The 18,441-nt window shown below is 48.4% G+C and carries 27 protein-coding genes; 8 read left to right on the top strand and 19 right to left on the bottom strand.

Going from position 1 to position 18,441, the window contains the following annotated elements; translation table 11 throughout:
* On the top strand, window positions 1-298 hold a 298-nt coding region (locus BZK42_RS26665; protein WP_080861127.1), incomplete at its 5' end, for a DUF1090 domain-containing protein.
* Window positions 299-331: 33 nt separating this feature from the next.
* Window positions 332-616 carry a DUF4282 domain-containing protein gene (locus tag BZK42_RS26660; RefSeq protein ID WP_080861126.1) on the top strand — a complete coding sequence of 95 codons (285 nt, stop codon included), beginning with the start codon at window positions 332-334 and terminating at the stop codon, window positions 614-616.
* Here BZK42_RS26660 and BZK42_RS29015 read toward each other — a convergent pair.
* Both BZK42_RS29015 and BZK42_RS26655 read right to left on the bottom strand, forming a co-directional pair.
* Window positions 537-911, bottom strand: coding sequence for a hypothetical protein (locus BZK42_RS29015; protein WP_169922396.1), 375 nt, complete (start codon window positions 909-911; stop codon window positions 537-539). The genes BZK42_RS26660 and BZK42_RS29015 overlap by 80 nt on opposite strands.
* 19 nt (window positions 912-930) lie before the next feature.
* Window positions 931-1,221, bottom strand: a complete 291-nt coding sequence (locus BZK42_RS26655; protein WP_080861124.1) for a PerC family transcriptional regulator — start codon at window positions 1,219-1,221, stop codon at window positions 931-933.
* 209 nt (window positions 1,222-1,430) lie between these two features.
* On the opposite strand from BZK42_RS26655, the gene BZK42_RS28600 reads away from it, so the two are divergent.
* Window positions 1,431-1,817 carry a hypothetical protein gene (locus BZK42_RS28600; protein ID WP_143329753.1) on the top strand — a complete coding sequence of 129 codons (387 nt, stop codon included), beginning with the start codon at window positions 1,431-1,433 and terminating at the stop codon, window positions 1,815-1,817.
* Here BZK42_RS28600 and BZK42_RS26650 read toward each other — a convergent pair.
* The 5 genes from BZK42_RS26650 to BZK42_RS26630 form a co-directional block, all read right to left on the bottom strand.
* Complete coding sequence (locus BZK42_RS26650) at window positions 1,730-3,232, bottom strand: conjugal transfer protein TraG N-terminal domain-containing protein (RefSeq protein ID WP_080861122.1); 1,503 nt, start codon at window positions 3,230-3,232, stop codon at window positions 1,730-1,732. The two genes, BZK42_RS28600 and BZK42_RS26650, sit on opposite strands and share 88 nt — an antisense overlap.
* A gap of 9 nt (window positions 3,233-3,241) precedes the next feature.
* The gene (locus BZK42_RS26645) at window positions 3,242-3,643 is read right to left on the bottom strand and encodes a hypothetical protein (RefSeq protein ID WP_080861120.1); all 402 of its coding nucleotides are present in this window, start codon (window positions 3,641-3,643) and stop codon (window positions 3,242-3,244) included.
* Complete coding sequence (locus BZK42_RS26640) at window positions 3,640-5,016, bottom strand: integrating conjugative element protein (protein WP_143329756.1); 1,377 nt, start codon at window positions 5,014-5,016, stop codon at window positions 3,640-3,642. The genes BZK42_RS26645 and BZK42_RS26640 overlap by 4 nt, the downstream gene beginning before the upstream one ends.
* A gap of 97 nt (window positions 5,017-5,113) precedes the next feature.
* The gene (locus BZK42_RS26635) at window positions 5,114-6,106 is read right to left on the bottom strand and encodes a TIGR03756 family integrating conjugative element protein (RefSeq protein WP_080861118.1); all 993 of its coding nucleotides are present in this window, start codon (window positions 6,104-6,106) and stop codon (window positions 5,114-5,116) included.
* A complete protein-coding gene (locus tag BZK42_RS26630; RefSeq protein WP_080861128.1) occupies window positions 6,103-6,453 on the bottom strand; it encodes a TIGR03757 family integrating conjugative element protein in 351 nt (116 codons plus the stop codon). Before BZK42_RS26630 ends, BZK42_RS26635 begins: the two co-directional genes overlap by 4 nt.
* A gap of 166 nt (window positions 6,454-6,619) precedes the next feature.
* Here BZK42_RS26630 and BZK42_RS26625 point away from each other — a divergent pair, with 166 nt between their 5' ends.
* Complete coding sequence (locus BZK42_RS26625) at window positions 6,620-6,919, top strand: hypothetical protein (protein ID WP_080861116.1); 300 nt, start codon at window positions 6,620-6,622, stop codon at window positions 6,917-6,919.
* 284 nt (window positions 6,920-7,203) lie between these two features.
* Here BZK42_RS26625 and BZK42_RS26620 read toward each other — a convergent pair whose 3' ends face one another.
* On the bottom strand, window positions 7,204-7,566 hold the full coding sequence (locus BZK42_RS26620) for a hypothetical protein (protein ID WP_080861113.1): 363 nt from the start codon (window positions 7,564-7,566) through the stop codon (window positions 7,204-7,206).
* A 216-nt stretch (window positions 7,567-7,782) separates the two neighbouring features.
* Here BZK42_RS26620 and BZK42_RS26615 point away from each other — a divergent pair, with 216 nt between their 5' ends.
* Complete coding sequence (locus tag BZK42_RS26615) at window positions 7,783-8,061, top strand: hypothetical protein (RefSeq protein ID WP_080861112.1); 279 nt, start codon at window positions 7,783-7,785, stop codon at window positions 8,059-8,061.
* 45 nt (window positions 8,062-8,106) lie between these two features.
* Window positions 8,107-8,922, top strand: coding sequence for a DsbA family protein (locus tag BZK42_RS26610; protein WP_080861111.1), 816 nt, complete (start codon window positions 8,107-8,109; stop codon window positions 8,920-8,922).
* Between the two features lie 14 nt (window positions 8,923-8,936).
* On the opposite strand, the gene BZK42_RS26605 is transcribed toward BZK42_RS26610, so the two are convergent.
* Window positions 8,937-9,194: a DUF2534 family protein gene (locus tag BZK42_RS26605; protein WP_080861110.1), complete on the bottom strand. Its 258-nt coding sequence runs from the start codon at window positions 9,192-9,194 to the stop codon at window positions 8,937-8,939.
* Window positions 9,195-9,239: 45 nt separating this feature from the next.
* Window positions 9,240-10,124, bottom strand: a complete 885-nt coding sequence (locus BZK42_RS26600; RefSeq protein ID WP_080861108.1) for an alpha/beta fold hydrolase — start codon at window positions 10,122-10,124, stop codon at window positions 9,240-9,242.
* A gap of 99 nt (window positions 10,125-10,223) precedes the next feature.
* Here BZK42_RS26600 and BZK42_RS26595 point away from each other — a divergent pair, with 99 nt between their 5' ends.
* Window positions 10,224-10,817 (top strand): ZinT/AdcA family metal-binding protein, encoded by a 594-nt coding sequence (locus tag BZK42_RS26595; protein ID WP_158083394.1) that lies wholly within the window; start codon window positions 10,224-10,226, stop codon window positions 10,815-10,817.
* Window positions 10,818-11,121: 304 nt separating this feature from the next.
* Here the strand turns inward: BZK42_RS26595 and BZK42_RS26590 are convergent, their stop codons facing one another.
* Genes BZK42_RS26590 through BZK42_RS26555 form a run of 8 tightly spaced genes read right to left on the bottom strand, consistent with a single transcriptional unit; the run spans window position 11,122 to window position 16,868 of the window.
* On the bottom strand, window positions 11,122-11,856 hold the full coding sequence (locus BZK42_RS26590; RefSeq protein ID WP_080861095.1) for a GntR family transcriptional regulator: 735 nt from the start codon (window positions 11,854-11,856) through the stop codon (window positions 11,122-11,124).
* Between the two features lie 21 nt (window positions 11,857-11,877).
* Window positions 11,878-12,942, bottom strand: coding sequence for an ADP-ribosylglycohydrolase family protein (locus tag BZK42_RS26585; RefSeq protein WP_080861093.1), 1,065 nt, complete (start codon window positions 12,940-12,942; stop codon window positions 11,878-11,880).
* Window positions 12,943-12,953: 11 nt separating this feature from the next.
* Complete coding sequence (locus tag BZK42_RS26580; RefSeq protein WP_080861091.1) at window positions 12,954-13,676, bottom strand: amidohydrolase family protein; 723 nt, start codon at window positions 13,674-13,676, stop codon at window positions 12,954-12,956.
* Window positions 13,677-13,683: 7 nt separating this feature from the next.
* A complete protein-coding gene (locus BZK42_RS26575; protein WP_080861090.1) occupies window positions 13,684-14,490 on the bottom strand; it encodes a PTS system mannose/fructose/sorbose family transporter subunit IID in 807 nt (268 codons plus the stop codon).
* Window positions 14,487-15,257: a PTS mannose/fructose/sorbose/N-acetylgalactosamine transporter subunit IIC gene (locus BZK42_RS26570; protein ID WP_080861089.1), complete on the bottom strand. Its 771-nt coding sequence runs from the start codon at window positions 15,255-15,257 to the stop codon at window positions 14,487-14,489. The genes BZK42_RS26575 and BZK42_RS26570 overlap by 4 nt, the downstream gene beginning before the upstream one ends.
* A 16-nt stretch (window positions 15,258-15,273) precedes the next feature.
* On the bottom strand, window positions 15,274-15,750 hold the full coding sequence (locus tag BZK42_RS26565) for a PTS sugar transporter subunit IIB (RefSeq protein ID WP_080861088.1): 477 nt from the start codon (window positions 15,748-15,750) through the stop codon (window positions 15,274-15,276).
* 12 nt (window positions 15,751-15,762) lie between these two features.
* Window positions 15,763-16,155, bottom strand: coding sequence for a PTS sugar transporter subunit IIA (locus BZK42_RS26560; RefSeq protein ID WP_080861087.1), 393 nt, complete (start codon window positions 16,153-16,155; stop codon window positions 15,763-15,765).
* On the bottom strand, window positions 16,143-16,868 hold the full coding sequence (locus BZK42_RS26555; RefSeq protein ID WP_080861085.1) for an amidohydrolase family protein: 726 nt from the start codon (window positions 16,866-16,868) through the stop codon (window positions 16,143-16,145). The genes BZK42_RS26560 and BZK42_RS26555 overlap by 13 nt, the downstream gene beginning before the upstream one ends.
* Window positions 16,869-17,159: 291 nt before the next feature.
* Between BZK42_RS26555 and ftnA the strand changes: the two genes are divergently transcribed.
* Entirely contained in the window at window positions 17,160-17,657 is a 498-nt protein-coding gene (ftnA, locus tag BZK42_RS26550) for a non-heme ferritin (protein WP_080861083.1), read from the top strand.
* A gap of 391 nt (window positions 17,658-18,048) precedes the next feature.
* Here ftnA and BZK42_RS26545 read toward each other — a convergent pair whose 3' ends face one another.
* Window positions 18,049-18,429, bottom strand: a complete 381-nt coding sequence (locus BZK42_RS26545; RefSeq protein ID WP_080861081.1) for a hypothetical protein — start codon at window positions 18,427-18,429, stop codon at window positions 18,049-18,051.
* Between the last annotated feature and the right edge of the window lie 12 nt (window positions 18,430-18,441).

The raw sequence follows: 18,441 nt of genomic DNA, 5'->3' as shown, positions 1-18,441 counted from the left end.
GTACAAACGCCGGCATCTGGAGTACCAGTTAGAATATGCGCAGGCATACAATAACATTCACCGGATGGCCGGGCTGCAAAGAGCTCTCCGTCATATTGATGAATACTGTACTGATGGCAGACTGCCGAAGCAAAAAGACAGAAAAGTCGCCAACAAACAGCGAAAGGTGACAACCCGCCAGTATGAGCTGGAGCAGGCCCGGATATCCGGGAAAAGTGAAAAAATCGCTGACAGGCAGGCGAAACTTGCTGAGGCCCGGGAAGAACTGGCGCAGGCACGTGCTGAATTGAATCACTAATACCACTATTACATCTTCAAAAGCAGGAATATTATGGATATAAAACAATGGTTAAACTTCGACAGGATGGTTACCCCCGGAATAATTAAGTATGTTTACTGGCTCTCTCTGTTCTTCACCATTGCCGGTGGAATACTGGGGATGCTGATGAGCCCACTCACGAGTCCGATCACCCTTGTTATTCTTATTCTGAGCATTATCGCGCTGCGTATATCATGCGAAATGATTATTCTGATATTTAACATTTACCAACAACTAAAAAAAATTGCAGACAATGTCCCCATTGAAAGTACAGAAAAAACCGATATGCACAATTAAGAAATATCCCGTCAGGCAGCATACTGCCCGTTTCCTCCAGTTCCCTGCGGGTCAGCGCCAGTATCAGTGACGTCCGGCGGGTACTCTGTTGTGGCGTTCCTGCCGACAGATCGTAACGCAGGGTATACAGTCTGCCCCGGGGATTAAAGAAATCAATCAGCAGTACCGGATGGTCGTTAACCCTGGCGGTCCGGTAATTCAGCGTGATACAGGCTCCGCCCATTCTGGTACGCAGCACAGCGACTTCTTCCTTCACCCGTTCCGCATACTGTTCTGTATCCGCAGGCAACATCACTTTTTCACATCTGAGCTCGCTATTCTATCCAGTGCCGGGCAATGGGGCCGCATCCCAACGCACGGGCGACTTTATCAATGTGACGCAGGTCATTCGCTGACAATATCAGTGTTCCCGCACGCTTTGGTGGAATCTTCTGCTGACACCATGCCATTTGTTGCACTATCCGCTCAGCGCTTCTCGCATCCTCGGTTATTCTGAGAACATAGCGCCAGCGACAGACAGCCCTTCGCCACAGTTTCCTGTGCTCCAGCTCCCGGGCTATTGTATCATCGGGTAACGTTGGGTTTTTACGCCTTTCTTCCGGCATATCCCCCTCCTTTTACCACCGGAGCATCTCAGCCACTGGAAGAGTTGTCCAGCGCTACCAGTCTTATAAAAAACACTGTAAACGATCGTTTTCACCGATCGATGATAAAAAAATGATCGCTTCTGACTATTTTACATTTCCTTTAATCTGCGGGAACATGAAAGTAGTTTATTTTTCGGCTGTTTTAAATTTTTTCAGGAGTAACCGATATGAATAAAAACACAGTTAAACGTTCCTGTACTGCGGGCTTTCCTGACTTTTTACCTCGCCAGAAAGACCCAAAAAACCAGGCGCAGCAGAAAGAAAATATGTGGCCTGAAATTAATCCATGGAACGTTTTATTTTCTGTTCTTGGTGTATGTGGAACAGCTATAACTGAAACTTTATCAAATAAAAAAATAATGATTACGATGTTGTATATAATTATGACACTAAACAATATGAGCTTAAATATGAATCACACAACTCATACTATGACTGAACTGCCGTTCTGGCAGTTCAGCATTTCTTATTTTTTCATTAAACTCTTCCCTTTTGTTACCACAGCTTTTGCTGCTGCTCCAGCCGCTTTAGGTCCCGCTTCAGCGGCGCTTTGAGATAATCCGCCCGCCCTATTTATTCCCTGCGAAACCAGATCGCCAATCCTGACCCCCGTCCAACCCATCATCGCAAACCATCCCAGAGGGAAAGCCGCATACATAGTCCCCAGAACAATATTCATGATCCAGCCATCATTCACCGACTTCGTAAAATCCGTTATGCTGTCATAAGTCATCATCAGCACCTTGTCGTCAAGCCACCCTGCCACCTCCCACCAGAATGAGATAAATATCAGCGCAAACTGCGCAAAAGTGATGGTCACAATCGTCTTCGGTTCATACGCACTGAACATCAGTACCACCGGGATACCCACAATCACCAGCATTTCCAGCAGAGCTTGGACTATCGGCAGGGCCAGTTTCAGCGCATCAAACCCCGGCTGCGTATCCAGCTGTTTCAGCCCCAGTCCAATTGTCGTTCCCGCACGGGTTAACACGCCCACGCCACCGACAGGGTTATCATTACTGCCCAGAATATAGGAGTCATTCCCCACCGAACGGCGGACGTTCTGCGGACTGACCAGCCAGCGCAGCGCCGTTTCCTCCCAGTCCTTCCCCACCTGCCGGCGTAAGTCGTTAGTGACTTTCGGTAACATGCTGGCCAGTACCCGGTCCTTCAGCCCTTTTTTCGCATCCAGCCACCACTGTTTACAGGTCGGATATCCTCCGTCGCCCGTGTTTGCATACCCCGCATCCCGCTTCTCATTCCACGGCCACGCCTTCTTCGGCTGTTTCGATGTGTAGGTGTCGTAATACCCTTCCGTGTTCAGGAAATAATCACTGCCAATCCAGCCCACTGAGTTAATGGTTTTGTCTGTCAGGGACGGATTGCTGTTTTTCAGCCTGTAATACGCCCGCGCATAGCAACTGTTGGCGAACTCCTGCAACTCCTGCGCCAGTATCGGGTCGCTCAACTGGCTCTGCTGGACCTCAAAACGCAACTGACGGATTTGCCCTCCGCAGGGAATGGACGCCGTCATCGCCTGCGTCACCCCTTTCGACAGCTTGTGAACCAGATACCACCAGACGGAAATATTCGCCGTCATGCCCCCCAGGTCATTTACCAGCGGGCTGTAGCCCGAATCCTTCGGGCTGGCCACCGACACATGGCACTGTTTTGCCCGGCTGCTGTCAAACTTCATCGCGCTGATATCAACAGGAACAACCGGCAGGACACAGAACAGAATAACCAGGTACGGTACATACAACGCATGCTCCAGGCGGGGCTGCAGCAGCAGCCCCTTGTTCCCTTCATCAAATCCCTCTTCCCGGATTTTCAGCCAGACGCCCGTGCATTTGAACACCAGAGGCAGCAGGTATAACCCGGTACCGAAAATGATGTTCCACATCGCGTTGTTCAGTACCCAGCCGAAAAACACCAAAATGTACTCAATAATACTGTTCGCGGTCATGGTGTCTCCTCAGGGAATCTGTGTCCAGGTGTTGTATTCAGACAGCGCTATCAGCAGGACGGGGATAATTTCCGTACGAAACAGCGCGAACTGCGGGTTCGGATGCCCGGAGGCCCTGAGCTGTTTCAGGTACCACCGGCGTAGCTCTCCCGGCCACACCCAGAACCCCGCAAGAATGCCGTACAGTACCATCCGCCAGGCCAGTAACGACCAGCGGGCATGGAACAGCCACTGCCGTACCGCGTCACCCTGCGGGTCCCGGAGCACGATGGCCACCAGTAACATCACCAGCATGCTCAGCAGCACGCCCCAGAGGATCACACGAAATGACACCGCCGAACCGTGTCGCAGCCAGCGACCGGCCCGCCGGGTTCCGGAAACGACTGAAATCAGAAAAGGCGTTTTCATCATTCATCCCCCTTCTGTTCAAGCGCGCCCATTTTCTCATCCGCACCGTTGCCCTTCTGCATCAGTTGGTTCCCGCTGTTACGTATCTCCTGACGCTCCAGCGTCTTCAGCAGGCTGTTACTGCTGATGGCCCGGCGAAGCTCCATCTCGTTCTTCAGGGTTTCCAGTCCCCTGTCGAGCGAGTCAATACGCCGGTCGCCCTCCTCGATGGCCTGCTTCTGTGCCGCCGCATTCGGTTCTGACTCCCCGGTCGTCAGCATCTGCCGCATGGCCAGCGCGGTCTCAATGGTGTCCGCCATCGCCAGCTCGCTGGCAAGACGCTGTACCAGCGCGCTCCGGTCCGTGTCATCGCGCAGCGCCTCAATCACCCCGCGGGTGACCGCCAGGCCACCGGTTTTCAGTTTGCCGAGCTCTTCCGCAGAGGGTGCCCCACGGCTGTTCACCAGCCGGTTCAGCGTCTCCAGGTTCGTTTTCGTCGCCTCATCCAGCATCGGACCAAAACCGGTACCGGCCACCGACGCGCCCGGCGCATTAGCTTCCCCGCCGCTCTGACACTTCGACGGGTCCGTACAGGTGCGGATACTGCGGTCACCCAGCACTTTCACCACCGCCGCAGCCGCCTCCTCCGCGTTACTGAACAGCCGGCAGGCCGAGCCGTTACACCGGTTTTTCGGCACGCTGCCGTTACTGTTGACCGGCTGGTTATTCATCATGTTGTACCCGGCTTTCGCCAGGTCGTGAGTGGGTTGTATTGCCGGCTGCCCCTTCCCGCCGGCTTTCTGCCCCCCAATCCAGCGGGCACCCTCTTCTCCGGTGGCATTGTCCTTCGCCTCCTCTGCCTTCAGCGCATCCCCGCCGCTGCGGTTCACCGCATCACGGTATTCATCCCCGACCGCCGAGTCCGTCCAGGCCCGGTCTCCCATGGTGTAGTCCGCCAGTTTCTTCGACATGTTTTCACAGCTCAGCTTTGAGCGGTCAAAAGAGAGGCCTGCCTGCGCCACGCCGTTGGTTATCATGTCGTACAGCCCCGGATTGGCCCGCTGAACAATCATCGCCGGCATGCTGGTCACTGCTCCCGTGGCACCCTGCATCACATCGCCCATCAGGTCCTTAAATCCGCTGGTCAGTCCGTTAAGCTGGTTGCTGACCGTGGTTTTGATGTCAAAGTTGCCGCACATCAGGTCGCTGTTGATGCCCGCCTTCAGCCCCAGGAGCTGCATGCTGTTGCTGGTCGGCGGCTGTGATATCACCGACCCGCCACCAATTGAGTAGAACAGGCCGTCGCTGACCGCATTACCAACGGCATCGCCCGCTGTCTTACCGGCCCCGGAAAGGGAAGGAAGCGAAACCGCTGATGCCTGTCCGGGCAGCATCATTCCGGCTACCATCGTCAGGGCCACGACCGGCACAAGGAGAGGCCGGGAAAATCGTGTTTTTTGCTGTGTTGCCTGCTGTGTTGTTTCCATCGGTACCTCAGCTGAAATCGGTGCTGTAAAGAAACTTCTGACCGCGTGGTTTGCAGCAGCTGTACGGTTGCCACAGTGTCCAGGCGTAGTTGCCGTCTTCCGCCACCTTCCCGCCGGTATCCGGGAATACCGCGCAGGACTGTGAGGCGGCAGGTGCCAGACGCTGCCATTTGTGTTTTTTTGTGCCGGTGTTTTCCGTCACCGGGTCCGGCGGCCAGTAGCCCGGTCGGTGTTTTCCGGTCAGCGGCTGGTAGACGTGTACCTGTCCGCTGCGGGTGATGATGTCCGCCACCCGCTGGGCTATGACGGCCCCGGCTTTATAGTCATCCTGTTGGGTGACAAAACCGCCGCGCGGATAGACGTTGCCCCACATGTTTCTGTCGGTCATGCTGCCGATTTCCCGTTTGCCGGGTATCAGCGCTTCCGGATACAGGGCTTCCGGCAGACCCGTGCGCCAGGCCAGGCTGTCCAGCGTACTCAGGAAATAGGGAACCATCGGGGTGGCGGCGCTTTTGCAGGAATATCCCGGTATCTGCCCGCCGATAAGTGAGGTGGCCGGATGGCCGATGGCGTCGGCGTACTTAAATCTTGTACTCAGCAGGCTCTCACTGCCCTGCGGCCGTTTTGCCGTGGACTGCCCGCCGCCGGCACTCAGTCCGGCCAGCCCGGAACTGACGGCATTCTCCACCCCGCCCGATGCGCCGCTGACTGCTTTCATCTCCGTCCAGGGGTTTTCGCCCCTGTCCTGGTAGACGGACACCACCGCCTCCGGGATGAAGTGCTCCACCTTCACCGATGTTTTCACCGTACAACCAAAGGGCGTACAGAACAGCCAGTAGCAGATACCCTTCACCCGCCAGCTGATACACGAGGGCGAGGCGCTGCCGGCAATCAGGGTGGCGGTGTTAACCGCCGCTTCAGTCACTGACGGAAACCCGGCTCCCAGTATCAGGGCCAGCGCCACCGGCTTCAGCCGGTATGACAGACTGTGACGCGTCATCGTTGTCCCTCCCGGGTTTTGTGACTGCGGAACAGCCCTTCCGCCACCACCACGTCCGCTGTGCCGTAGACCACATACCGGTCGTCAGACACCACCGCCGGGTATTTCTCCAGCCCCAGTTGCCAGGCCTGCAGCAGTCCCCGGTAAGCCTGCGCCAGTTCAGCCTGTTTCTGCTGCCAGCCTGCGGAATGAATCACCGCCTGCGCCCGGCGTTCCGCTTCTTTGGGGTCTGACGTCAGGGAACCAAACAGCGACTGCTGCAGCTGTTCCGGCGCATCAAGCCAGACCACGCGGGTATCGCCGGTTACGCCTGCAGGCGGGTGGGCATGGTCGGTGTACACCACCATCGCCGCCCGGGACGGCAGTGACAGCAGCAGTACGCTCAGTAACAACGGTGAAATAATAAGATTGCGGGACACGGGTCCTCCGGATGTGCGTCATACATCCGGGCATTGTGTGGGGGGGCGATAAAAAATTCAGCGGGGAAATCAAAATCCATTTCTGATAATTTAAATGGACTGTTTTCTGAACCAGGTAACCCGTATGCGCCAGAGCGATAAAAAAGATAAACGAAAAAAACAGCCCGTCACGCCGGACGCCATTATGGCCGTGGTCCGGACGCTGGAATCTCACACCAGTGACCCGCATGAGGCGCTGATGGTGCTGGCCGCCACGGCACACTCATTCATGACATCGCTGGATATTGACTGTATCGAATCCCGCACACCGGACGGACACGGAATAACGCTCACCCGCACCGATGACGATGAAGACGGGGATGAACCAGAAGCGGACCGTTCGCATCTGCACTGAGCAGTGCGGCACCTGTGGTGCGGTGCCACACCACAGGTTATCGTTAACGTTATGTGGCGGGTCAGAAATTAAAAAGCTGGAATTATTCGCTCTGCCTGTGCAAAAGCCAGAGCCCGCAATCATCACGGGACGCATCTGCCCGTGAGTTGATGGATAATGACCGTATATTACCATCCCCGATTATAACAACGACGACAGCGAAACGACATACTGTGAAATGAGCGTCAGTACGGTGACTTACTCACGGATGATCGCAGCACGGACAGGGGGTGTTACCCGCAAATTCAGGTTTCAGCATCATACAGATAACTGATGCGTGCCTCATTCTCCGGCACAGCAGAAAAAAATCTTTTGACGAAAACAGTAAGGGTATCCTCCCCTCCCCTGAACTCCGTTTCCATAAATCGGGCATACCCGATTTTTATTCCGTGTCTTCTGCAAAACACTCTCATATCTTCACTGATATCCAGTATGTACACCCTGAAACCATAAACCGGGTACCGGGAAAGATTTTTCTTTTCTGATTTCTGAGCAAGCCGGGATATCAGTACATCAAGATGCTCAGACAAACTGTCACTGTGGAATATCTTTCTTTGACTCATTTCCCGGCCCCGCTCACCCCTGCATTTGTTTTTGACCGTGACCATATAACATCATGAGGTCCCCACCGGCAACCCTCCTGCTCGTGGTCCCATCCGGGCCAGAAGGTTGCCCTGATATTATGTGGCGGGCAACAAATTAAAAAACTGGAATTATCCGTTCTGCCTGTGCAAAAGTCAGAGTCCACGATAATCACGGGGGATATCCGTCAGCATCGCTCTGTCGCCCCGCTGGATTGCGGTTGCACATAACCGGAGAGAACCATGCCAGGCAATAACAACGAAGATGACAACACGACATACTGTGAAATGAACGTCAGTATGGAGGCGCTGAACGACCTCCACTGCCTCCTTGACACGTACTCAGAAAATCTGCAGGAGAAGCTGCTTCTGCTGGCTGTGGCGACTCACTCCCTGATGACCGCGCAGAACATTGAGTATTTTGAGTCACGTCTGCCCTGCGGGCACAGGATTCAGTTTATTAACAACGAAGCGCAGGAGCCTGTTTCCTCTCCTGAAAATCACACACCATACCTGCACTGAGCCATTATTCCGGGCAAAACCACTCAATAAATAAGGACACATTTCATGAAGATGAAGCTGATCGCCGTCATACTTCTGGCCTTTGCGGGAATTCTCCCTTTCACTGCCGCCGCAAACCAGAACGCCGATCCCGTCCCGGCAAAAAAAACCACAACCAGTCCCTTTACGCCGGAGCAGGAAAACCGTATCGGAGAAGTCGCTGCTGATTATCTTCTCGCACATCCCGATATTCTGGTGAAGGTCAGCCAGGAGCTTGAGGCCCGCTCACAGCAACAACAGATGCAGAAAATGGCAACCGCCGCCATCGCCAGTCAGAAGCTATTACTGCTGGATAAGGATGCGCCGACTTATGGTCCGGCTGACGCAGGCGTGGTGGTTGTCGAGTTTTTTGATTACCAGTGCGTATACTGCAGTCATCTGGCTCCGGTGCTGGAAAATATCATGAAAGCTAATTCCGGCGTACGCTTCGTCTTCCGCGAATGGCCTATTTTCGCACGCAGCTGGCCGGTGTCAATGTCGGCAGCCCGGACCGGACTCCGGATTTGGAAACAGAAAGGACCGGAGGCTTATCTGGCCTATCATAACGGGGTATTCGCCACCGGACATTTTGAAGGAAAGCTGACAGATAAGGATGTCAGCAAGGTCGCGGACTCCGTGAAGTTTAACGTTTCTGTGGCGGCAGACGTACAGGATGAACTGGATAAAACCAGCACGCTGGCACAGGAAATCGGCCTGCAGGGGACCCCGGGGCTGATTATTATGCCTGCGAAAAATGCCACGCCGGAAAATACGACAGTAATTCCCGGCATGACCACAGAAGAAACGTTGCAGGCGGCAATTGATAAAGCCTCCGGCAAATAACAAATCGCGATCCGTCACTTCTTATCATCGCTGAGGAAAAAAATACCCAGCGGAATAGAAAACAGCACCGTAAACACCACGCTGTAAACAAATATCATCGCCGACTGGATCATATACATTGAAAGCGTCCAGTCGGACAATTCAATATGATACTGCCAGATAACCCCTCCGATTGTTGCCCGCGTCATGACGGTTGTCGCAATAATAAATACCACCGCAACGGATAACAGAAACCGCTTCCCGTTCCGGGTTTTCAGCTTTTCTTTTACCATTACCCTGCTCCTGTAAAGTTAACGGATAATTTCATAACACCCCTCTCATTCAGCCAGGCATTCTGGTGCCAGAAACCGGAGAATAACGTCGGCCGTCTCCTCCGGACACTCTTCATAAAATGAGAGCTTTCCCCCGGGCAGTTCTGAAGACACCACGCCCGGCAGGGCACACAGGGCATCCATTTCCTCGCGGGATTTCTCCGGGGTATATCTTCCCGTCACCACCAGAACCGGGCGGCTGATATGCTTCAGTGTGTCCAGAAAACGCCCTCTGTCCGTGAACAGATCCAGCGCGCCTGTCACGAAACGAAACGAGGCGTGACGCGCCCCCGACGCTTCCGTCACCCTGAGTTTCCCCGCCAGCCGTGTTTCCGTCAGCCACTGCGGATTTTCGTAAACATGCCCCCGCCCCATCATTCTGATAAGCTGGCTGTTGACATTCAGCCGGTAAAATACCGCGCCGATACCCGGTAAATCTGTCAGCCCCGGCAGCCTTCGTAAAAAATCCGGTCGTCTTTTCAGCATTGTCGGCAACGGCCCGCGCCAGGTCGGGGAAAGCAGGCACAGACGCCCCACTGAACCGGGACTTTCTGCCGCCTGCGCCAGCAGATAACCGGCTGCATGACCACAGGCCACCGTCACCTCAGGCTGCGTCACGTTTCTGGTCAGATACCGGAGAAAATGCCGGTAATGCTCCGGTCGCCACGCCACCTCCGGACGGGGTAGTGTGCCGAAGCCCGGCCAGTCAACAGAAAGAGTGGAATAATGTTTCCCCAGACGCATCTGCAACTCGCGTAACTCATCCCGGGTGGAAATGGAACTCAGCGCCGGCAACAATAACATCTCCGGACCACTGCCATAGCGAGACAAACCAACCTGAACCGGTTTACCATCAGCCACCCATTCAGTAACAGACTCTGTCCACAACATTACTGCGCTCCCCGTTCAGTCATCACACTGAGTTGACCATCATCATTATAAATGATTACCATTCTCATATTCATACCACAATCAGGGAGATTATGTATCATGCTGTTACACCATATCCGACGTTCCGTATCTTTCATTCCTGCCATTCTCGTCGCTGCCGGACTCTCCTTCAGCGCCGTCGCTGGCGTCCACGCGGAAGACCTTGCCTCCTGGAAAGGTGAATGGGTCTCTGCCGTCTCGTTGCTGAACACGCCTGCCGTGGACAGTGACCTGCAGTCTGCCTATGAGGAACAGGGCAAAAAAGACGGTATCAGTGCACAGGAATGGAAAGCAAACAAACTCAGCAAATGGAACACCGCCATTAAGGGCATGACGATTGGTGATAATGACATCACGTTCACCCTGGGAGACGGCAGCCAGGTCACCGGAAAGTACACTTATGCCGGCTCCGTCACCACCACATACGGGGAACACGAACTGCAGTGGAGCAAATTCACCAGCGAAGATGAAGGCGCATGGCGCGACGTCATGCTGATGACGCCAGAAGTGTCTGAAGACCACACCGCCCTGACGCATTTCCATTTCCGCTATGGCAATGACGGTTTTGAGGCGCTGCAGGAGGCGGACGTCTTCCCGACCATGGTGGCACCGGACACCACGGCAGCGCAGTTCGCCGCTGATTTCGCGGAATAAAAAGGATAAAGGCGCCGTCACTGGCGCCTTTATTGCTTCAGGAGAAGGAATGGAAAGTTATCAGGTTCTGCTGGTTTTATTTATCGTATATGTTGCCGGATTATTGCTGTACCTGGCAATAAAACACCGGAATAAATGAAGATTTATTCGGGTATCCACCACCATCAGTGGTGCTGTTAACCACAAAAAACAGCAGATACACTTTATTGTCGGTACACATCAAAATCTGTGAAGATAAGATATCTGCAAAATTACCCTATGAATAGAAAACACAATTTATTCACATCATGAGGAAATCAGAAATTTAAAACTCTGATCTGATATTATCATATCTCACCTCACCAAAATATTCAGATTTAATAATATACTCTGTATATTCAAACATACCTTCCTGACAAAAAGTTTTTCTTACAACAGAAAGCAAAGGTGTTCCGAAAGAAACAGAAAGCGTTTTCGCTATATCCTTATCCGCATTTACAGCCTGTATTTTCTCATTCGCATATAATATAGAAATATTATAATTTTCTGTAAGATATGAATACAGCGATAAGCTTTTATTATATCTGTCAACATCAAACTGATCTATAACATTCCTGTTAAGATAATTTCTCTCAATGGAAACAGCAACATCATCAACAAACCTCAATCTTTTCAGATATGTATAACCCTTGCAATTGTTTTCAAGAAAGTGATTACAAATTAAAGAATCATCCTGATTAGTTTTGAATTCAATTAATTCATGAGTAACTTTTTTACCCGAATCATAAGTAAGCCCGTGAATACTATGATTCAAATTCCGTCCATCAGGTAACTTGTTAACAATACTACCATGCCCTCTGTGTGAAATTATTATTTTGTCATTTATCATCTCCTGCCAGGCCTGACGCACAACAATGAGACTGATATCAAATTCATTTGCTATCTCTTTCTGAGCTGGAACTAATGAATGAAGTGGATAAACACCTTCAAGTATTCGTCTGTAAAAAACAGTAACCAGTTGTCTGTATAATGGTACAAAACTTGATTTATCCAGCTTCATTCACTCCCCCTTATCAACTCATTAACCAGGAATACTTGCCAGTTCAGCTACCATTTTCTGGAAACTAAAACCATTAGCTGATTCCAGCTTTTCGATATCATCCCTGTCGAACGCCATGACACCAGAAAATGCTCCCGCAATAGCCCCTGCCATAGTGGCTACAGTATCAGTATCATTGCCAATATTCACGCCGCCGAGTATAGCATCGAGAGGCTTTTTTCTGCAGCTGGCGAGAAGGCCAAAAGTAACAGGTACTGCTTCATTTGCCTGAAGACCACTACCAATAATATCCGCCAGCGGTTTAACCGCTTCAGGCCAGTCATTGTAACTATTACCAATACTGACGGCAAGTTTGATACGTTCAGAAACAGAAGCCCCTGCAACCATCATTGCTCCTCTTTTGAACGCGTAAGAATAGCCTTTTTCAGCACCGTCTATAGCTGCAGTAAAAATATCATCAAAGCTACAATTTTCATTGAGTGCAGTACTGATTGCAAACGCTACTGCAGCAGCACCAGATATTGATAGTACATTGTTATGTGTTAATTTGCATACTGAATAAATATTAGCCAGCAACTGTTCTTCTTTTTCTTCACAACTTAATCCTTTAGTCAGAAGAACAGAAACCCATATTTTCATCGCGGCCCCATTTGTGGCAGCTACATTTCCATTATTAATCAATATAACATCTGAGGGTTGCGATGAGGCTTCTACAGCACCCTGCAATGACATACGTTTATCATTGAATAATTTCTGCATTGCTGCACGAGTAGTAGGCCCTGTAAAATTCAAATAGTATGGATAATCAAGCCAGTGGCGAAATGCCTTTAACATAACATCTTCGGTAATAATTCCTTTATTTAATATAGCTTCGTTCAGTATATAATAACCTTGTATAAAATCATCAGTACACTGAGCCGCTTCATTGCAACGACCAAACGTATCCGCAGGCGGTTTAATAAAATCAGTAACCCATCCTCCAAAATCTTTTTTGATCTGCTCAATAGTTCGTAGTTCTGTAGCAGCCCCCATAGCATCTCCCATAGCGGCCCCAATCAGGCACCCCAAAACTTTATTTTTATTCATAACATCCTCTTTTATATTAACAAGATTTTTTGTGCTTGCGAACAAGTTATTTTTTTGTAAAGTTCTTCATTTTTAATAGCTGATTTTATTTTGAGAATTTCAACTTCAGGAATTTTATTAGGTGCCCCGCTCCCAAATAATATTCTGTCACCATCAAGAACAGAAATCGCTTTTTTGATAATTTGTATTTCATACTGTAGAGATGTTTCAAGATAAATATTTTCCATTTGTGATGCATACTCAACACACCCATAACCAAAATCAAAAGCCCCCATTCCCAGTAATATAAACTTCAAATCAGGATATTTACGAATCAAAGACAACCATTGAGCAGGGTCCCCTGAAGTTGTTATTCCTGTTGTTATTGAAACAGGTTTCTTTATCAGATTAATCCAGCATAAAACTTCGTCAAGTTTAGCACACTGAGAAGCCGAATAACCGTGATTCAATGGATCAAACCTGATTCCTTTAAATCCATAATCACAGATTCTTCTAAGGTTACTTTCCACCTGAGATGACTTGGGGTTAAGTATTCCAAATGGAATAAGACGATCTAAACATTTTTTGGTTTCCAGATAAAGGAAGTCTACTTCTTCATGATCGCTATAGAAACCAGGTGTTGATACAACCGCCTTTTCTATACCCGCCCGATCCATTATTTTTAATATATCTTCATGCCCTATATTTTTCCCTTCCGGAAAGTGACCTATTGTAACATTAAAATCAATAACCATATTCCACCTACGATAATATTCCGAAATAAACCATAATAACCCCAAACACCATAGTCCAGATCATCAGTGAAATAGCTGATATATTTTTCCTGCTTATAAGATAATACATAACTCCTGTATAAATTAAGCCAATAACACCAGGCATCAGATTATCAAGAGTTTCCTGCAATGTAATAGTTGTCTTACCTGCTGTAAAATATATTGGTGTGTGTGCAGTTACAATAATAGCAACAAAAGCTCCACTTATCATATAAGCGGCAATCGCCGCCAATTCAGTAACTTTAGCGATAATGCCTGACTTCTGCATATTTGTAACTAGTTTAACCCCTTGTTTGTATCCCTGGAATACACCAAACCAACGAATTGATAATGAAATGGACATCATGCATATAAAGAAAAAAATACTGCCAATTACACTTCCCTGCAATGCAAATGAAGCTCCCAGCCCGGCCAGTATTGGTCTGGCTGTTCCCTGAATAAGACTATCCCCCAGGCCAGCAACAGGCCCCATCATGGCTGTCTTTACAGCATTTACACTATCTTCAGAGATATCCCCTGACTGTGCAATACGCTCTTCCATCGCAGCTGAAACCCCAATACATACTGCAGACCCCATATCATGAGTCAAAAACAGTTCCATATGGCGTTCCATTGCTTTTTTTTGTAGTGATTTATCTGGATAACATTTCCTGATAACGGGTAACATCGTCTGAGTATAACCAGCAGCCTGCTGACGTTCAAAGTTATTACAACTGCGAATTGAAAACTGGTTTATGAAAACACGCCATAAATCCTTTTTAGTCAAAATGCTCATTTAACCACCTCCCCATTCTTTTGTTTTGACATATCTTCTTTTTTCATCTTTTGTAATTGTAAAATTATTAAAGCAAATGCCAGAACTGAAATCCCAATCAAATTTAATTTAAAGTAGGAAGATAAAACGAACCCTATTAGAAACATAGGCCATACATGTTTTGCTTTAATAGACCTTAATAAAAGAGCAAAACCAACAGCCCCGATGAGTCCTCCGCCTACAGCCAGTCCTTTGATAACCTTTTCTGGAACCATAGCCATTAAATCAAGAACTGTTTGTGTACCAAGATAAACCGCAATGAATACAGGTAAACCCCATAAAATAAAATTTGTTAAAAGAGGGAAGATTAGATTGTTTCTAACTACCCCTCTCATATCATTTCTTATTACAGCTGAATCAACCCGATGCAAATAAAAAACATTTATGACAGTATTCTGGAGAGTATCCATCATTTGTCCTATAAGAGCTACCGGAAGAGCTGCAGCGATTGCAATTTCAATGTTTCCGCCAGAACTCACGGCAAGAACTGTACCAAGAGTAGCCGCAATAGTATGGTTTGGAGGTACAGCGGTACCAACAAATATAATGGCCAGGAACATTAACTCAACAGTACCACCGACCAGAAGCCCTGTATGTAAATCACCAAGAATCAAACCAATTACAGGCCCTGTTATTAATGGTCGTGATATATGAAACTGAAATGTTTGATCATCACAGATTGCTATAACAACCCATAACGATATTAATAGTGCTTGCCAGAATTCCATAATACCCCCGTTAACTTTATTTCTGGAGCAAAACAGAAACATCTACAGGTGAGTCTGTAGGTAATACCTGAAGATTTACTTTTTTCCCATGACTAATCAATTTGTAAAACTCTTTTTTCTCCTCTTCAGTAAGCCATAATGTAGTAGCATATTTAGCCCTGCCATTTTTACTACCCATATTACCAACATTTATTTCAGATATCTCAAGCCCCTCTGTTATCAGTTCATTAACAACCATCGGTGTTTTCACAAGTAACAATACACGGGCATCAGACTGTCTATTGATCCAGGAAACTGCATCCCTGACTGAAAATATTTTCAGTTCTATACCAGGGGGAGTTGCCATCGCTAATAAATCACACTGAAGCTCGTCATCAGGAACCAGATTATCAGCGATAAGGATTGTGTCTGCTTTAGATCTTGCAACCCAGGATGTAACAATCTGTCCATGAATCAAACGCTCATCAACTCGTAGTAAATTTAAATTGGCCATTGGGTAATCCTGTTAAATTATTTCAACGGAATTTGGTATGATTTTTGATAAACTCTGAATGAGTTCATCTACATTTTCGTCCTCAGCCAGAGTTATGGCTTCAACAATCACAGGAATATTGACCCCTGTTACAATCTTTATGTTTTTATTATTTGATGCAAGCTTCATTGCAACATTAGCCGGGCTACCTCCTTTCATATCACAAAAAATTATAACGCCATCAGGATTACTATTTCCTTTTATCGCCTCCTCAATTTTTTGGTAAAGTAAATCAGGTGATTCTTCTGGCATGTAATTTATCGCCTTAACGATTTCACTTTTACCAATAAACATTTCACTTGTTTCAAGTAATGTTGAAGCAAAATTACCATGGCTGACAATAAGTAAATTTGTCATAATTTCCATAATCTCCGTGCATTTTCGTTAAATATTTTCTCATTGGTGACTTTATTGATATTTAAATATTTAAACTTTTCCAGTTCAATTGAATGATACTTATAAGGCCAGTCTGTCCCGAATAGTATTTTATTATTATCAACTTCATCTATTGCTTTCTGTAACAACCAACTATCATACTGACCTGACGTTTCGAGATATATATTAGCTGTATTCTTTGCCAGCTCAACGGCCATAAACCCCTGGTCATAATAGCCGATATGTGTAAAAACAACAGGTACGCCAGGATGTCTTCTTGCTATTTGTCCCCATGCTTCAGGTGTACTTAGTGGGCTTGTACCAACATGCGTCTGCACATGAGCCTCATACTCAGAGATCCTGGTAAATAGATCATCTAATATTGGGCAGTTGTCAGGATAGTACCCATGTTTCCATGAATGGAACTTAACCCCAGCCATCCCCCTTGAATCAAGATTCTTATTGATTTCATTTATTGCATTCTTGCTTTTAGGATTGATAAAAGCATATCCAACAATACGTCCCGGGAATTTTTTCATTGCCTCATATACATATAAATTTTGTTCTTCCATATTATTACCGCTGAGACATGAAACCCCCACCTGTTCAACTTCAAATTTATCCATCGTCTTAATAAGGGCTTCAGGCGTACTGGCATCCCCCGAACTTGTTCGCCCCAGATGAGAATGAAAGTCCCGAATCATGATTCTGCCTCTCTTTATATAGTGTATTGCAATATACATATACACTATATAGAAAATCCGTAAAGAGATGTGAAACAAATCACAAACTGACTACTTTTTAAGTTTTTTGATAATTCATTCCTAATACACTGAATAAAATAACTTTATTTTGTATTGAGAATAATTTATCGGTGAGATGGGTTTGTGTGGAACGTGATTCACACCATCTGCACATCTTTAACCAATCGCGTTAAGTTAAGATGTCTTATCGTTTACCACACTTCCGACTTTTACCCCAATGAGGAAAGTACAATGCTGAAAAAAGAAATGACTGAAAAGCTTAACGACCAGCTGAATATGGAGCTCTTTTCTTCCCTGCTCTACCAGCAGATGAGCGCCTGGTGCTGTTACCACAGCTTTGAAGGCGCAGCGGATTTCCTGCGCCGCCATGCCCAGGAGGAGATGGAGCATATGCAGCGCCTCTTCGCCTATCTGACCGATACCGGCAGTATGCCGCATATCGGCGCTGTGGAAGCCCCTGTGGTCGAATTCGATTCTCTCGCTGCGCTGTTTAAAAAAACGTACGAACACGAACAGTTCATCACCCGGAAAATCAACGAACTGGTGCATGTGGCCATGAGCACGCAGGATTATCCCACCTTTAACTTCCTGCAGTGGTACGTCGCCGAGCAGCACGAAGAAGAGAAACTGTTCAAATCCATTATCGACAAGCTGGCACTGGCGGGCGATACCGGCGAAGGGCTGTATCTGATTGACCAGGAAATTGCCTCAATGGGGAACGGCGTCTGAGACGTCACTGTCCCCGTGACTGAAGTCCGGAACCAAAAAAGGGGAGACATCACTCCCCGAAAACGAAAACTGCCTGTCATTATAGTGTATCCGTCATGCGACTGACGCTGACGGACTGCGCTATCATAGAGGAAAAAATAACGAACGATATAATACCTTTTTGGTATTATTCCTCGGCGTGAATAAATTTCATGACCGGTGGGTATCGGGAGTCTGTGTTTCATGAAAAATGCCCGCACGGGGCGCGGGCTAATTTTCATGCGACAAAGAAACTGTCTGGTGCAGTCTTAAATGATAACTCAGGGTTACAGTAACACTATATCACTATTTTATGAAGGTGTATAAAATTCACGGGAATTTGCTCCCGGAACGCGATATATCCCCCTTGTCTTTATGCCTCCAGACCGCTGTTCAGGGTCAGCATCAGGTACACCGCATCCACCATATCCACCACATCGATGTACCAGCGCGGCGCGTTGTAGTCTTCTTCCTCCGGGAACAGCGTCCTGCCGTTCACCGTGATGAGCAGGTCAACCCGCCCCGTCTCACCCTCCAGCGTCATCGCCACGCTGCCACGGTGGCCAATACGGTGTGGGTGGCAGATGATGTTCACCGGCCCGGACAGTCTGGCTCTCAGATGATTGACCAGTTGCTGCAGCAGCACCGCCTGCGCATGTCCCGTCACCGGCGCCGACTGCGGCAGGCTGTCAAACAGCAGCCCGTACGCCCCCGTTTCCGCCACCTCCGCCGCAGGATATCTAAGCCTCACCATTCATCTCCCCCG

It is taken from the genome of Citrobacter braakii (assembly GCF_002075345.1).
GTDB lineage: Bacteria > Pseudomonadota > Gammaproteobacteria > Enterobacterales > Enterobacteriaceae > Citrobacter > Citrobacter braakii.
The sequence above is the reverse complement of the archived record's forward strand: the minus strand, read 5'-3'. Positions and strand labels throughout refer to the sequence as shown.